General features: G+C 71.9%; 14 protein-coding genes. 9 read left to right on the top strand and 5 right to left on the bottom strand.

Annotated elements, in window-relative coordinates; all coding sequences use genetic code 11:
* Window positions 1-18: 18 nt before the first annotated feature.
* The 6 genes from ACI3KY_RS05175 to ACI3KY_RS05150 all read left to right on the top strand — a co-directional run bounded on the left by ACI3KY_RS05175 (window position 19) and on the right by ACI3KY_RS05150 (window position 5,934).
* Complete coding sequence (locus ACI3KY_RS05175) at window positions 19-1,689, top strand: amidohydrolase (RefSeq protein WP_404929136.1); 1,671 nt, start codon at window positions 19-21, stop codon at window positions 1,687-1,689.
* A gap of 14 nt (window positions 1,690-1,703) precedes the next feature.
* Window positions 1,704-3,380 (top strand): thiamine pyrophosphate-binding protein, encoded by a 1,677-nt coding sequence (locus ACI3KY_RS05170; protein ID WP_404929135.1) that lies wholly within the window; start codon window positions 1,704-1,706, stop codon window positions 3,378-3,380.
* Window positions 3,377-4,375 carry an agmatinase gene (speB, locus tag ACI3KY_RS05165; protein ID WP_404929134.1) on the top strand — a complete coding sequence of 333 codons (999 nt, stop codon included), beginning with the start codon at window positions 3,377-3,379 and terminating at the stop codon, window positions 4,373-4,375. Before ACI3KY_RS05170 ends, speB begins: the two co-directional genes overlap by 4 nt.
* 81 nt (window positions 4,376-4,456) lie before the next feature.
* A complete protein-coding gene (locus tag ACI3KY_RS05160) occupies window positions 4,457-4,906 on the top strand; it encodes a hypothetical protein (RefSeq protein ID WP_404929133.1) in 450 nt (149 codons plus the stop codon).
* 39 nt (window positions 4,907-4,945) lie between these two features.
* Window positions 4,946-5,515: a mismatch-specific DNA-glycosylase gene (locus ACI3KY_RS05155; protein WP_404929132.1), complete on the top strand. Its 570-nt coding sequence runs from the start codon at window positions 4,946-4,948 to the stop codon at window positions 5,513-5,515.
* Window positions 5,512-5,934 (top strand): DUF2809 domain-containing protein, encoded by a 423-nt coding sequence (locus ACI3KY_RS05150; protein WP_404929131.1) that lies wholly within the window; start codon window positions 5,512-5,514, stop codon window positions 5,932-5,934. The genes ACI3KY_RS05155 and ACI3KY_RS05150 overlap by 4 nt, the downstream gene beginning before the upstream one ends.
* 3 nt (window positions 5,935-5,937) lie before the next feature.
* On the opposite strand, the gene ACI3KY_RS05145 is transcribed toward ACI3KY_RS05150, so the two are convergent.
* Window positions 5,938-6,666: an NADPH-dependent F420 reductase gene (locus tag ACI3KY_RS05145; protein ID WP_404929130.1), complete on the bottom strand. Its 729-nt coding sequence runs from the start codon at window positions 6,664-6,666 to the stop codon at window positions 5,938-5,940.
* A 62-nt stretch (window positions 6,667-6,728) separates the two neighbouring features.
* Between ACI3KY_RS05145 and ACI3KY_RS05140 the strand changes: the two genes are divergently transcribed.
* Window positions 6,729-7,706 (top strand): L,D-transpeptidase family protein, encoded by a 978-nt coding sequence (locus ACI3KY_RS05140; RefSeq protein WP_404929129.1) that lies wholly within the window; start codon window positions 6,729-6,731, stop codon window positions 7,704-7,706.
* A 53-nt stretch (window positions 7,707-7,759) separates the two neighbouring features.
* On the opposite strand, the gene ACI3KY_RS05135 is transcribed toward ACI3KY_RS05140, so the two are convergent.
* Complete coding sequence (locus tag ACI3KY_RS05135) at window positions 7,760-9,001, bottom strand: FUSC family protein (protein WP_404929128.1); 1,242 nt, start codon at window positions 8,999-9,001, stop codon at window positions 7,760-7,762.
* A gap of 26 nt (window positions 9,002-9,027) precedes the next feature.
* Here ACI3KY_RS05135 and ACI3KY_RS05130 point away from each other — a divergent pair, with 26 nt between their 5' ends.
* Window positions 9,028-10,035: an aldo/keto reductase gene (locus tag ACI3KY_RS05130; protein WP_404929127.1), complete on the top strand. Its 1,008-nt coding sequence runs from the start codon at window positions 9,028-9,030 to the stop codon at window positions 10,033-10,035.
* A gap of 82 nt (window positions 10,036-10,117) precedes the next feature.
* Here ACI3KY_RS05130 and ACI3KY_RS05125 read toward each other — a convergent pair whose 3' ends face one another.
* The 3 genes from ACI3KY_RS05125 to ACI3KY_RS05115 form a co-directional block, all read right to left on the bottom strand.
* A complete protein-coding gene (locus tag ACI3KY_RS05125; protein WP_404929126.1) occupies window positions 10,118-10,519 on the bottom strand; it encodes a hypothetical protein in 402 nt (133 codons plus the stop codon).
* Window positions 10,520-10,658: 139 nt separating this feature from the next.
* Window positions 10,659-12,596: an adenylyl cyclase gene (locus ACI3KY_RS05120; RefSeq protein ID WP_404929125.1), complete on the bottom strand. Its 1,938-nt coding sequence runs from the start codon at window positions 12,594-12,596 to the stop codon at window positions 10,659-10,661.
* Between the two features lie 115 nt (window positions 12,597-12,711).
* Window positions 12,712-13,299 carry a GNAT family N-acetyltransferase gene (locus ACI3KY_RS05115; RefSeq protein WP_404929124.1) on the bottom strand — a complete coding sequence of 196 codons (588 nt, stop codon included), beginning with the start codon at window positions 13,297-13,299 and terminating at the stop codon, window positions 12,712-12,714.
* A gap of 49 nt (window positions 13,300-13,348) precedes the next feature.
* Here ACI3KY_RS05115 and ACI3KY_RS05110 point away from each other — a divergent pair, with 49 nt between their 5' ends.
* Window positions 13,349-14,146, top strand: coding sequence for a glycosyltransferase family 2 protein (locus ACI3KY_RS05110; protein WP_404929123.1), 798 nt, complete (start codon window positions 13,349-13,351; stop codon window positions 14,144-14,146).
* Window positions 14,147-14,503 lie beyond the last annotated feature (357 nt).

The following is a 14,503-nucleotide window of genomic DNA, read 5'->3' as shown; positions in this document are numbered from 1 at the left end:
CCGATCACCGAGGAAGACATGCGAAAGCTCGCCCCGTTCGACCGTCCCGCGCAGCAGACCCCGCGTCTGCTGACGGCGGCCGCCATCCACACCGTCGACGCGCTCGACCGCACGGCCACCGCGATGCTGATCGATCGCGGGCGGATCGTCGCGGTCGGCACGGCGGACGAGGTGCGGGATGCCGCGGCCGCCGCGGGCCTCGCCCCGGAGCTGGTCGACCTCGGCGATGCGGTGGTCGTGCCGGGGTTCGTCGACGCGCACGCCCACCCGCTGATGTACGGGCAGCTGATGACCTGGGTCGACTGCGGACCGGAGAAGGCGGCCAGCATCCCCGAGATCGTGGCGCTGCTGCAAGCCGCCGCCGCGGACCTGCCGGCAGGGCGCCCGGTGCGCGGGTACGGCTACGAGCACCGCAATCTGGCCGAGCAGCGGCATCCCACCCGGTTCGAGCTCGACGAGGTCGCGAGCGATCGCGAGGTCTACCTCATGAATGCGTCGGGCCACGGCGGGGTGGTGAACTCGTACACGTTCGCGCAGAGCGGCGTCGACCGCGACACCCCGAACCCCGACGGCGGCGAGTACTTCCGAGACGCGGACGGCGAGCTCACCGGCGAGATCTCGGATGCCGCGTGCAACATGCTCACGGGCGTGCACGGCGTGAAGATCGGCCACCATGGACCGAACTTCCACCTCGCCGACGAGCCGGAGGAGCACCTGCGGCAGCTGGATGCCGCGACGCAGCGCTTCCTCGCCGGGGGAGTGACGACGCTCGGCGATGCGCAGGTCTCGCGGCGCGAGTTCGACATGTACCTGCGGCTCGCCGAAGCCGGGCGGCTCGAACTGCGGGTGTCGATGTACCTGCTCTCGCATCTGCTCGACGAGGCGCTCGAGATGGGGCTCGTCGGCCAGTTCGGCAACGCGCACCTCAGCTTCGCCGGCATCAAGCTGTACGCGGACGGCACGCTCGGCGGCTGGACGGCGTACTTCCCCGACGGGTACGTCGGCGACCCCTGCCGCACCGGTCAGCTGTACCACGAGCCCGCCGAATACGCCGAGCTCATCCGCAAGGCGCACAGCGCAGGCCTGCAGACGGCGACGCACGCGCAGTCGCCGACGGCGATCGAGATGGTGGTGTCGGCGATCGAGGCGGCGCTCGCGGAGAGGCCGGACGACGATGCGCGACACCGCATCGAGCACTGCGGGCTGCCGACACCCGAGCAGATCCGCCGCATGGCGGCAGCCGGCATCCGTCCGGTCAACCAGACGCAGCACTACTTCAACTGGGGCGAGGGTGTGGAACAGGCCATCGGGACGCCGGGGGAGCGGTTCAACCCGCTCGGCGAGTTCGCGGCCGCCGGCGTGCCGTTCACGATCTCGTCGGACGCGCCGGTCGCCGAGCCGATCCCGCTGGAGGCGATCCAGACCGCTGTCACGCGCGTCACGCGCCGCGGCCACAGGCTCGGGCCGGACGACCTGCGCGTGTCGGCACGCGCCGCGCTGCGCGCGCACACGTACGAGGGCGCCGTGTCGCTCGGCCGCGAGGACGACCTCGGCTCGCTCGAGCCGGGCAAGTACGCCGACTTCGCGGTGCTCGGCGGCGACCCCCTCGGGGTCGAGGCAGCGGCCATCTCGCAGATCCCGGTGCTCGAGACGTGGGTCGGCGGCGTACGCCGGTTCGCGGCATCCTGAGGCGAGGGGGAGACATGGACACGAACGACACCGGGGCCGCGCCGTACGCCGACACGACCGGCCGGGCGGTGCTCGAGACGGTGCGCAACTACGGCGTGACGGCCGTCTTCGGCATTCCCGGCACGCACAACCTCGAGCTGTACCGGCCGCTCGCCGACCTCGGCATCCGCGCCGTCACCAACCGGCATGAGCAGGGATCGGGGTACGGCGCCGACGGGTGGGCACAGCAGACGGGTCTGCCGGGCGTCGTGATCACCACCTCCGGGCCGGGGCTGCAGAACGCGATGAGCGCGATCGGCACGGCGTTCTGCGAGTCGCGGCCGCTGGTGGTGATCTCGCCGGGTGTGGCGCTCGGCGCGGAGTTCCGCGACGTCGGCACCCTCCACGAGACGAAGGACGCCACCGCGATGGTCGGGGCGATCGCGGAGTGGTCGCGCCGCGTGACGAGCGGGGCGGATGCCGTCGACGCGGTGCACGACGCGTTCGCGCTGTTCCGCACCGGCCGTCCGCGACCGGTGCACATCGAGATCCCGCTGGACGTTCTCGAGTCCGCGGCGGACGTGCCCGCCGCCGCCCGCGCGGCCCGGCCCGAGCCGGCTCCCGCGCGCGGCGATGCGGCGGCGGTGGAGGCAGCGGTTGCGCTCCTCTCCCGCGCCGAGCGCCCCGTGATCGTCGCGGGGGGTGGTGCGACTGGGGCCGGCCGCGTTCTCACCGCGCTCGCCGAACGTCTCGGTGCGCCCGTGCTCACGACGCTCAACGGCAAGGCGGCCGTCGACGAGAATCATCCGCTGTCGCTGGGGTCGAACCTGCGCCTCGCGGCCGCCCGGGCGGTCGCCGAGGACGCCGATGTGCTGCTCGTGCTCGGATCGAAGCTGGGCGAGGCCGAGCTGTGGGCGCCCGCGCTCGACGCACGCGGGGCCGTCGTACGCGTCGACATCTCTGCCGCGCAGCTGCACAAGAACCTCGACGCGACGGTGGGGATCGCGGGGGACTGTGCCGCCGTGGTGGAGGATCTGCTGGCCGCGCTGCCCACCGCGGCGCCCCCGGTGCGCGACCGCGCGGCGGACCTCGACGCCGCCCGGGCAGCGATCGCCGACGAGACCCGGGCGATCCTCCCCGAGACCGTGGCGCTCGCCGAGACGATCGCTGCGGCGCTGCCGCGCGATGCGATCGTGGCCGGCGACTCCTCGCAGATCGTCTACATGGCGCTGGCGAACGTGCTGCGTCAGTCGCGTCCGCACTCGCTGCTGTACACGCCGACGTACGCGACCCTCGGCTACGGCCTTCCCGCCGCGATCGGCGCCCGCGTCGCACAGCCGGCCGACGACGGCCGCCATGTCGTCGCGGTGGTCGGCGACGGTGCGCTCATGTTCTGCGTCAACGAGCTGGCGACGGCGGTCGAGCAGCGCCTCGATCTCACCGTCGTGTGCGTCGACAACGGCGGATACGCCGAGATCAAGCAGAACGAGGTGGACCGCGGCATCCGTCCCATCGGCGTCGATCTCGTACAGCCCGACTGGGTCGCGCTCGCGAACGCGTTCGGGGCGACAGGCCGACGCGCCGAGACACCGGACGAGGTCGAGCCCGCGCTCGTCGCGGCGATCGCGGCCGGGGGCGTGCAGCTGGTGCACCTCCCTCAGACCATCGGCGCGCAGAGCGCCGGCCCCGCCACTCCGAGAGATGAGTCATGACTGCGCAAGACGACAACACACAGCCCCACGAGCCGGTCGGTCCGGTCGACGCCTCGGTGAACCCCCGCTACGCGGGCATCGCGACGTTCGCACGGCTGCCGCGCATCGAAGACGTGCCGCGTGCCGACATCGCGATCGTGGGCATCCCGTTCGACACCGGCGTCAGCTACCGCCCCGGCGCGCGCTTCGGCCCGTCGCACGTGCGCGAGTCGTCGCGGCTGCTGCGTCCGTACAATCCCGCACAGGACGTGTCGCCGTTCGCCGAGGCGCAGGTCGTCGACGCCGGCGACATCCCGGCGAATCCGTTCGACATCGGTGCTGCCGTCGCCGAGATCGAGCAGGCCGCCGTCGACCTGGGCTCGCGGGTCGAGCGGATCGTCACCGTCGGCGGCGATCACACGATCGCGCTGCCGCTGCTGCGTGCGGTGAACCAGAAGCACGGACCCGTCGCCGTGCTGCACTTCGACGCGCACCTCGACACGTGGGACACGTACTTCGGCGCGCCCATCACCCACGGCACGCCGTTCCGGCGCGCGAGCGAGGAGGGCCTGATCGACCTCACCGCGAGTTGCCATGTCGGCACGCGCGGGCCGCTCTACTCGAAGCAGGATCTCGACGACGATGAGCGCCTGGGGTTCTCGATCGTCTCGAGCGTCGACATCGAGGAGCGCGGCATCGAGGCGGCGATCGAGCGGGTGCGGCGGCGCGTCAGCGACCGGCCGCTGTACATCTCCATCGACATCGACGTGCTCGACCCCGCGCACGCCCCCGGCACCGGAACGCCCGAGGCCGGCGGCATGACGAGCCGGGAACTGCTCCGGATGCTGCGTGCCCTGAGCGACCTCGATGTCGTGGGCGCGGACGTGGTCGAGGTGTCGCCCGCGTACGATCACGCGCAGCTGACGGGCATCGCCGCGAGTCATGTCGTCTACGAGCTCGTCACGCTCATGGCCGCCCGGATCGGAGCGGCCCGGAGCGGCGGAGAGCGGGGCTAGCGCGGTCCACTCTCGTCTGCAACCCCCTGCACGCGCCGCTGTGCGCGCCCCAGGGTGGGAGGACATGCAGAGGAGGACGCCATGAGCGGCTATGCAGAGGATCCGCGGAACCCGGGGCAGACGACCGCCGGGGACGCGATGACCGGCGCGGGCACGGGTGCGACGCGAGATGCGACGAGCGGTGTCACGCCCGGTGAGACGCCGACGGCGATGTCTGGCGCGATGTCGGGCGCGACGACGGAGGCGCACGAGTACACCGCCACGACGGATCACGACGTGATCCGCAGATGGGCCGAAGACCGCCACGCGACCCCGGCGACCGTCGGCGGCGAGGACGGCGACGGCATCGTCGGCGAGCTGCGTCTGGACTTCGACTTCGGAAACGACCTGGAAGACCTGCGGGCCGTGACCTGGGACGAGTGGTTCGCGGCGTTCGACGAGCGCGGAGACCAGTTCGTCTACCAGGAGACCACGCGCCCCGACGGGTCGCGCTCGAACGACTTCCACCTGGAGGAACGGGGAGCGCGCTGATCAGAATCGGCCGGCAGCGCGGTGCGCGAGACTGGACGCATGGGTTTCACGCGCGCCGAGCTGCAGTCGTACCGCGGCCGGAGCATCCCCGATCTGATGCCGCCGCATCCGCGGCTCGTGTTCGTGGGGATCAACCCTGGGCTGTGGACGGCGGCGACGGGTGTGCCGTTCGCGCATCCGGGTAATCGCTTCTATCCGGCGCTCGTCGCGGCCGGCATCATTCCGCGGACGCCGCAGATCGACGCCGACGGCATGGCAGAGGCCGACCGGCGGATGATCCTGGACGCCGGCATCGGCATCTCGAGCGTCGTCCGCCGGGCCACCGCCCGCGCGGACGAACTCAGCCGCGCCGAACTCCGCGAGGGTGCGGAGCGGCTGGCACGGGATGTCGGGGACTGGCACGCCCGCGTCGTCGCCGTTGCCGGCCTCACCGCCTACCGGCAGGGTTTCGAGCGCCCCCGCGCGGTCGCCGGCCGTCAGCCGGAGCGCCTCGGCGGTGCCGAGCTGTGGGTGGTGCCCAACCCGAGCGGCCTCAACGCGCACGCCACGGTCGCCACCCTCGCGGCGGCGTATGCAGAGCCCGCCCGGGCGGCGGGGGTCATCGCGTGAGCGCGCAGGAGCAGATCGGCACGCGCGCGCCGTCGAGCGTTCCCCGCAGGGTGACAGCGGGCGTGCTGCTGATCCTCACGGTCGCGGCCGGTCTGCTCGTGCATGGCGCGCTGCCGGATTCGGCTGCCACCGACATCGCCGGCGACGCTCTTTACGCCGTCGCCGCTTATCTGGCCGTGGTGCTGATCGCGCCGCGGCTGCCGCCCATCACTGCGGGAGTGATCGCTGCGGTGTGGTGCACGGCCGTCGAGCTCTTCCAGGTGACCGGCCTGCCGCTCGCGTGGGGCGCGCGGTTCCCGCCGGTCATGCTCGTGCTCGGCACGGTCTTCGATATGCGGGATCTCGCCGTGTATCTCGCCACCATCGCGCTCGCCGCGGCCCTGGACGCCGGCATCCGCGCGATCCTGCACCGCCGCTGAGGCTCAGGATGCGGCATCCGTCTTCGCTGCGGCCGCACGGGCTCGGGCGACGACGATTCCGCGCTGCGACGTGGGGAAGCGGTCGAGCATGGCGCGCAGCTCTTCCGCATCGACGTCGGCGCCGAAGGCTTCGGCCCCCGGTTCCAGCATGATGCCCGCCGCCAGGGGACCGGCGTGCACCGCATCGAAGCCGAGATCGTCGACGAGACTCATAGCGGCGGCCACGCCGGCCGCGTCGTCGCCCGCCACGGCGATGGCCTTGCGCCCGGGGGAGCCCGCGGGGCGCGCCTCTTCGTCGAGATCGCGGTAGCCCATGTGGTTGAAGGCCTTCACCACTCGCGCCCGCGGCAGGAATCGCTGCACCGTCTCGCTCGTCGAGGTGCGCAGGTCGCCGAGGTCGGCGCGCAGTCCGTCGACCTCCCACCAGTAGTTCATCGCGTCGATCACGAGCTTTCCGTTGAGCGCCTCGACGGGCAGCGTGCGGTGCTGCGGCAGCGGCAGCGCGAGCACGACGGCATCGGCGTCACGTGCGACGACGGATGCCTCGGCCGCGACGGCCCCCGGAGCCACCGCCCCGATCGTCGCGGCCACGCGGGCGGGATCTCCCGAACCGGCGATGAGTACCCGGTATCCGGCGGCGGTCGCCAGGCGCGCCAGCACCTGGCCGACGCGACCGGCGCCGATGATGCCGAGCACCCGGATCGGGGGACGGGTCTCCTCATCGGTGCTCACCGCCTCAGGCTAACGACCGGCGTGCGGTTGCGGCATCCGCCCTCGACACCGACGATGGGGGAATGGGGGATGCCGAGACAGACGGCTCTGGTGCGGTCGAGCCCGACGCGCCGCAGCCGCAGGCGCAGTCGCGTCGTCCGCGGCGCGCGTGGCTGTTCGGGGTGATCGCCGCTGTCCTGATCGCGGGCGGTCTCGCGGCGGTGTGGCTGCTGCAGCCGCCGGTGACCGAGGCATCCGCTCCTTCGCCGTCGCCGACCCGCTCGGTGACGGCGGCACCCAGCGCCACGCCCACCCCGACGCCCACGCCGACCCCCACGCCGACCGGGTTCGCCGCGAACACCACCGCCTACGACGTGGCGACGCTGCCGCAGGTGAACGTGTTCGCGGTGGTTCCCGGCCTGCCGGTCGACGATGCCGCGTTCACGACGCCGCTGCCCGAGCAGGCTGTCGCGCTCGGTATCGGAGCGCCGATCTGGGCCGACCCGACCGGGCAGCCGGTGGCGTACCTCCCGCACGAGTTCCCGTACGACGGCACCGCGGTGCCGGTCGTCGAGGAGCAGGAGCACTGGGTGAGGGTGCTCCTCACCGGCCGCCAGGCGGTGCCGTCGCAGGGAAACCCCGCCCAGGTCACCGGCTGGCTGCGCAAGGGCGATGTGCAGCTCGCACCGAGTGACGCGAGCGTCGTGGTGAGCATCTCCGCCCGCACGATCGACATCGTCCGCGCGGGCGTGGCTGAGCGGATCGCGACCGACTTCGGGTGGGGTCAGGAGGGCACGCCGACGCCGCTCGGGCGCTCGTTCATCATGACGACGCGGGTGGTGCCCGAGTACGGGTACACGCGGGGGCACCCCATCGTCTATCTGTCGGTGCAGTCGCCGACCCTCGACGGCTTCGGGGGAGCGGATGCCGCGGTCGTGGCCTTCCACTATCACGACGCCCGTTCGGGGCCGATCTCGAACGGGTGCCTCCGGGTCGACCCGACGGCCATCACGAAGCTCTCGGAGCTGCCGCTCGGAACGCCCGTGATCGTCAACCCCTGAGAACTGCGAGCCCGCAGATCGCGGGCGTGTGGTGACCCCGACGTCGATCCCGCTCAGACGAACGGTCGAGTGACGTCGATGATGCGGCGCAGGCACAGCTCGACCGCTGCGCCCGCCGCCAGCTCGGTACGGCTGCCGGCCGCGGGGGTGCCCAGCGCGGTCTGGTACTCGGCGAGGGCCTCACTCGCGCCGCGGAAGCGGTCCGATGCTCCCGGGTCGCCGAGCGGAGTGGCGATGAGGTCGGCGGACTCCCGGATCGCGTGGGCGAGGCGGTCGCGCACGGTATCGGTCAACGTGACGTCGTCGGAGGCCTGCAGCTCGACCAGCAGGTCGATGAGCTCACGGGTGAGGAAAGCCGTGCGCTCGAGAGCGGCCATGCGGCGCGCGTTCTCCTCCCGCTCCTCCTGGTGGCGCCGGCGGCGAGGATTCGCGCGAGCGCTCTCGTCGGCTTCGTCGACCACCTCGGTCACCGCCGATCGCGTGCGGCCGAGATCGTCTAGCGCGGCACGGAAGCGGTCGGGATCCAGCCGGTCGTCGGCCACCGCCTCGGCGGCGTCCCGCAGCAGCGTCGTGACGGCGTCGCGCAGCGCCGAGAGCCGCTCGCTCGCGCGGCGGAGGTACAGGGGAGGCACGACGATGAGGTTCACCGCGATGCCCACCACGACGCCGAACGCCGTCGTGCCGAGGTACGAGATCGAGAACCCCTCGGGATCGCCCCCGGCCGCGAGCAGCACGAACAGTGCCGCCAGCGCCACCCAGTCGGCGCCGGCGCCGAGCACCCGCCAGCCGCCGAGCAGCACGCCGACGCCGATCACGACACCGAGCACGACGCCGCCCGGAACCCCCAGTCGGAGCGCCGCGATGCCGCACAGGCTGAGCGCGATGCCCAGGGCGAGTCCCGCCAGGACCTGCACGCCCACCTGCGCGGAGCGGGCGATCGTCGGGTGCATCGTGACGAGAGCGCCGAGGGGTGCGTAGTAGGAGTACTGGTCCTCGGTGAACGGGATGAGCGGCGCCAGATACCACGCCAGCACCGCCGCCAGAGAGGTCTTGATGGCCAGCAGCAGGCGCGGCTGATCGGCGAGTCGCGCGGTGTACGAGACGGCGCGGCGCAGCCGCGGAGTGTGCTCGGCGATGGCGGCCTCCAGAGGTGGGTCGCAGGCAAAAGTACCCGCTGCCCTGACGGTGCGTACCGGACTTGCGCGGACCGGCGCCTGCCGGTAGCCGGTAGAGCTCGTCGCCGGGCTCATCGCCGGCAGCGTCGGCGTCGGCGTGCCGTGGGATGCTGGAATCACCCTCGCTCCGCACTCGAAGGATCCTCATGCAGCAGCGCGCACTCGGCCGTACCGGACGCTCGGTCTCGGCCATCGGCCTCGGCACCTGGCAGCTCGGCGCCGACTGGGGCGCGGTGTCGGAGGAGGACGCGACCGCGGTGCTCGCGGCATCCGTCGACAACGGCGTCACCCTGTTCGACACCGCCGATGTCTACGGCGACGGGCGGAGCGAGTCGATCATCGGCCGGTTCCTCGCCGCACGTCCGGATCACGGCATCACCGTCGCGACCAAGATGGGCCGGCGCCTGGCGCAGGAGCCCGAGAACTACACGCCCGAGAACTTCCGCGCGTGGACCGACCGCTCGCGCACCAACCTGGGCGTCGACACGCTCGATCTCGTGCAGCTGCACTGCCCGCCGACCGCGGTGATCGAGGCCGACGCGACGTACGACGCCCTCGACGCCCTCGTCGCCTCCGGAGCCATCGCCGCGTACGGCGTGTCGGTCGAGACCTGCGCGCAGGCGCTCGCCGCGATCGCCCGGCCGAACGTCACGAACGTGCAGATCATCTTCAACCCGTTCCGCCTCAAGCCGCTCGATGAGGTGCTGCCGGCAGCCGAAGCGGCGGGCGTCGCCATCTTCGCTCGGGTGCCGCTCGCGTCGGGGCTGCTCTCCGGCAAGTACACGGCGCAGACGACGTTCGCCGCCGACGACCACCGCACGTACAACCGTCACGGCGAGGCGTTCGACCGCGGCGAGACCTTCTCGGGCGTCGACTTCGAGACCGGTGTCGCCGCGGCGGCCGAGCTCGCGGCTGCGCTGCCCGACGGAGTTCCGCTGCCCGCCGCCACCCTCGCCTGGATCGCGGCGCAGCCCGGCGTGACGAGCGTCATCCCCGGCGCGCGCAACGTGCGCCAGGCCGCGGCGAACGCCGACGCCGCCGCGCTGCTCGACGATTCCCTTGCGGAGACGGGCTTCGACCTCGCCGCGTTCGACCGCCTCGTGCGCGCTGTCTACGACCGCGACCTGCGTGAGGCCATCCACCCGCTCTGGTGATCCTGCTCGGATGACGGATGCCCCGGCTCGGCGTGACTCGCCGGGCCGAGGCATCCGTGCGCCATCCGGCCCTTCCTGAGCGTCAGGTGCGCTTCATCTCCCGCCCGTGGACGATGAGCGCGAAGATCACGATGATGTCCAGCAGGATCATGATGAGGGACCACAGCGGCTGCACCGCGAGGAGGCCCAGCTGGCTGATCGCGTTGATCGAGACCAGCACGACGCCGACGATGCGCGCCCAGGTGGCGCCCCGCAGCACGAAGATGCCGACCAGGACGATGGCGGCGCCGATGATCAGGTGCCACCAGCCCCAGCCGGCTGCGTCGAGCAGGATCACTGCTTCATCCGTGACGAACAGGTACTCGTTCGAAGGCAGCAGGATCGCGGTCAATCCCAGGAGGGCGTCGAACGCGCCCGCGATGATCATGACGATCCCGCCGAACATCACCCATCCGGTCCAGCTCTGCTCTTCCACAGCGGCCATGGCGTTCTCCGTTCCCGAAGGCCCGCGCGACGCTGCGTGGGCGTTGCTCGAATGGTAGATCCGATCCGCCGCGCCGCACAGGATGACGGATGCCCCGACCCCGCGTGTCGCGTGGGCCGAGGCATCCGTTGTCCACGCACTAGGGCAGCGGGTAGTCCACGACGAACTGCGGCGTGCCGGTGTTGCCGCTGTCGGCCTGACCGCCGACCCCGTTCACGACGTGCTCGATCGTGCCGGCCGACAGGTTCACCGTCATGATGTGATGAAGCTGCACGCCCGGCGTCTCCGGCACCTCGAACCCGTTGGCCGTGAGGATCGACGGGTTGTTCTGGTTGAAGACGTACACGCCGGCGCCGTCGAGCCGGTGCGTCGTGACGTCGTCGGCGACCTTGTAGCCGGGGTAGCCCAGCGTGCCGTTCGGCTGCGTCCAGTCGGCCTGTGTCGGCGGGTCGTACGGCAGCTCGTTCTGGTAGAGCACGACGCGGCCGTTCTCGCCGTTCCAGAGCGTGTTGTACGTCTGGAAGTGCTCGACGAACAGACCGGTCGCCGTGACGTCGTCGCCGTTGACGATGACGCCGTTCGTGCCGGTGTTGGTCTGCCACCGGTCGGTGTCGCCGTTGACGCCGTTCGTGAACCCCTCGACGCCGTGGTCGCCGCGCCACACCCACGTATGGTCGATCAGCACGTCGTCGGCGTTCACCTCGAGCGCCGTCGTGGCCTTGCCGATGTGCGGCCCGCCGACGCGGAAGTACACGTCGCTGAGCGTGATCGGGTTCGCCGGGTCGAGCACCTTGTCGCTGTCGGCGGCGCCGACGCGCAGCAGCGCCGGAGACAGCTCGGTGCCGGCGTCGATCGTGACGCCCGCGACCACGATGCCGTCGGCATCCTTCACCTCCAGCGGCACCGCACCGCCCACGGCGGTGAGGGTCGCGTGCCCGAGTCCGAGCACCACGGTGTTCGCGCGCTTGACCTTGATGGTCTGGGCGATGTCGTACACGCCGGGCGTCAGGATCAGGTGCTGGCCGCGCGCGAGGGCGTTGTTGATGTCCTTCACCGAGTCGGCCGGGGTGGCGATGTAGAAGTCCGTGATCGGGATGCTGCGACCCGCCGTCTCGCCATCGGCCCAGCTGACGCCGCGTGAGTCGTGCTGCGCGGCCGGCACGCGGACGTTGTAGCGCCCGTCGTCGTCGACGTACAGGAACGGCTTCTCGCGGCTGACCGGCGTCGTGTCGAGCGTCGTGTACGGCGGGTCGGGGAACGCCGCGTCGTCGGGGGCGCCGACGACACCGGCGAACACCTGGTTCCAGACCGCGTTCGTCCAGTTCGCGACCTCGCTGTTGCGGATGAGCCACTGCTGCTGCGAGCCGTTGATCACGGTGGGCAGCCGCGAGCCCGCGATGAACCCGCCGCTCGCGTACTGGGGGCCGGCGGTGCAGTAGTCCATCAGCGACAGGTTGCCGCCCGAGACGTCGAGGCGCCGCATGGAGACGGCCTGCGACACGGCCCAGAAGTCGGCGCCGCTGCGGCAGCCGCGGTCTGCGGCCTGGATGTCGATCGACAGGTTCGCGATCGTGCGCCAGAAGTTGACGAGCGCGAGGCAGTTGCCGGTACCGCCGTCGGCGAGGCACCGGTTGTACACCTCGACGGCGCCGTGGACGGTGACGTCTTCGGGCGAGGCGCCGAGGCCCGCGATCTCGGTGTAGTAGCCGACCTTCACCTGCAGGGGATCGGCCGCCGAGCCGTAGTCGCCAGGCAGGAAGTAGACCGCCTGGCGCTCCGTGCTCATCTCGGCGTCGACCTGCTGCGCGTGCAGGGCGTCGAGATCGGCTCGGATGTCGGCGACCGGGGTGTCGGGGGAGTAGATGGTGACGTTCGGACCGAAGTCCGGGTGGAACGCGTCGACCGCGCGGGGCGGGGCCGCTTCGGCGGGGGCGGCGAGCAGTGCGGTCGCGATGAGCGCCGTGCCGGTGGCGAGGGCGGCCATGCGCGCGGTGCGGCGGCGAGGGGAGGAACCGGAGGGCCCGGAGCGCCCGGAACGGGCGCCGGGCACGAGGAGGCGGGGAACGGGGGCGGGCATGGGAGAGTCCTCTCCGTTGAGGGATGACCGCGGCGGCTGCCGCTCACTTACCGGACTGTAACCAAACGTGGGAGCGGTCTCAAGCCTCAATGTCAGGAGAGCGGTTGCCGGGTCGTCAGAAGTCGAGCCGCACCACGAGTCGCCGCTTCGTCGGATGCGACACCTCGCGGAAGCCGGCCGCCAGGAACGGTCCGACGGGTCCGACGTTGAGTTCGTCCCAGCTGACATTGCCGCCGCCGGTCAGCAGCGGGTAGCCCTCGACGGCCGATGCGCCGCGGGAGCGCGCGTGCTCCGCCGCCGCGGCCACGAGCGGATACGTGAGGCCCTGATGGCGGTAGCCCCTGCGCACGATCATGCAGGGGATGGCCCAGACAGTGTCATCGTCGGGGTCTTCCTCACGTCCCTGCCACGGAACCGGCGACCCCCGGACGCGTCCGTAGACGCCGCGCCGGTCCACCGCGCACCAGGCGACCGGCTCGTCGTCCTGATAGGCGACGATGCCGATCGTCTCCGTCGACCGCGGGTCGTCGCAGTGGGTCTCCGCGCGCAGGATGGCGCCGCGTTCCGATTCGGGCATGTACCACCAGTCGCGATCACCCAGGCGCTGACGCTGGCATTGGCAGCGCCCGGCGACGCCCGTGAGGACGGCCTGCAGGTCGTCCCACGACGCCTCATTGGCGGGTACGACGCGCAGTCCGTCCATGTCGGCAGGCTAGCGCCGCCCGCCGACAGCGCGGGAGTAGGGTGACGATGTGCCCCTCGCCCCTCGCGTCGCCGTGGTCATCCCGTGCCGGAATGATGCGGAGTATCTCGAAGCGTGCCTGGCTGCGCTCGCCGCGCAGACGCACCCGGCCGACGTCGTGATCGTCGTGGACAACGCCAGCACGGATGCCTCCGCCGCCGTCGCCGGCTCTCACGACGCGGTCGTCCTGCACGAGTCGTCGGTCGGCATCTGGCCGGCAGCCGCGCGCGGCTACGACGAGGCCCTCGAGCGAGCCGACATCATCGCGCGTCTCGACGCGGACTCGCGCCCGCACCCCGACTGGATCGCGCGGCTGGTGCGCGCGTTCGTCTCCGACCCGACGCTGGGCGTCCTCACCGGCGGCGCCGAGTTCTACGGCGGCACGCCGCTGCAGAACTACCTCGGCGAGCGCTGGTACATCGGCGGCGGGCACTACTGGATCAAGAAGTGGCTCGGCATCCCGCTGGTGTTCGGATCGAACTTCGCCATGCGGGCACGCGTATGGGAGCGGGTGCGCGAGCACGTCGACCGGCAGAACGCCCGCATCCACGACGACCTCGATCTGACCATCCGCCTGCGGCCGTCCGACGGTGTGCGCTACGATCCGCAGTTGCGGATGCCGGTATCGGCTCGCCCGGTGCAGACCCTGTCGGGCCTGTCGCGCCGGGTGTTCAAGGTCGCCTCGACCTTCGCGGTGAGCTGGCCGGAGGGCGCCAAGTGGCGCCGTGCAGAGCCGTCGGCGGGTACGGCATCCTCGGCCGAGTGGGTTCCCGACGGCGACGACTGGGCGGCCGGGTACGGCCGTTGACCTGACGGCGGAGTGCGGGCACTGACGCAGCGGGTGCGGGTCGGGCTGACGCCGCGGGTGCGGGCCGGGCTGACGCCGCGGCTGCGGGCCGGCGCGGACGCAGCGGGTGCGGGCCGGGCTGACGCCGCAGCTGCGGGCCGGCGTGGACGCAGCGGGTGCGGACCGGGGCTGACGCCGCGGCTGCCGGCCGGCGCTGACATGGCGGCAGGGCTCGCGGGTTGATGCCGTCGCAACAGTCTGCTCCCCGCGCTATGCCCAGCGCGGTCGGCGCACGTTTGTCAACCCCCGGCCGTCGCCGCTCGGTACGGCCTTAGCCTCCGGGTGGGAGGGGTTTTCGGCGATGACGAATCCACCCCG

The organism is Microbacterium sp. ZW T2_14 (assembly GCF_044987405.1).
GTDB lineage: Bacteria > Actinomycetota > Actinomycetes > Actinomycetales > Microbacteriaceae > Microbacterium.
The sequence above is the reverse complement of the archived record's forward strand: the minus strand, read 5'-3'. Positions and strand labels throughout refer to the sequence as shown.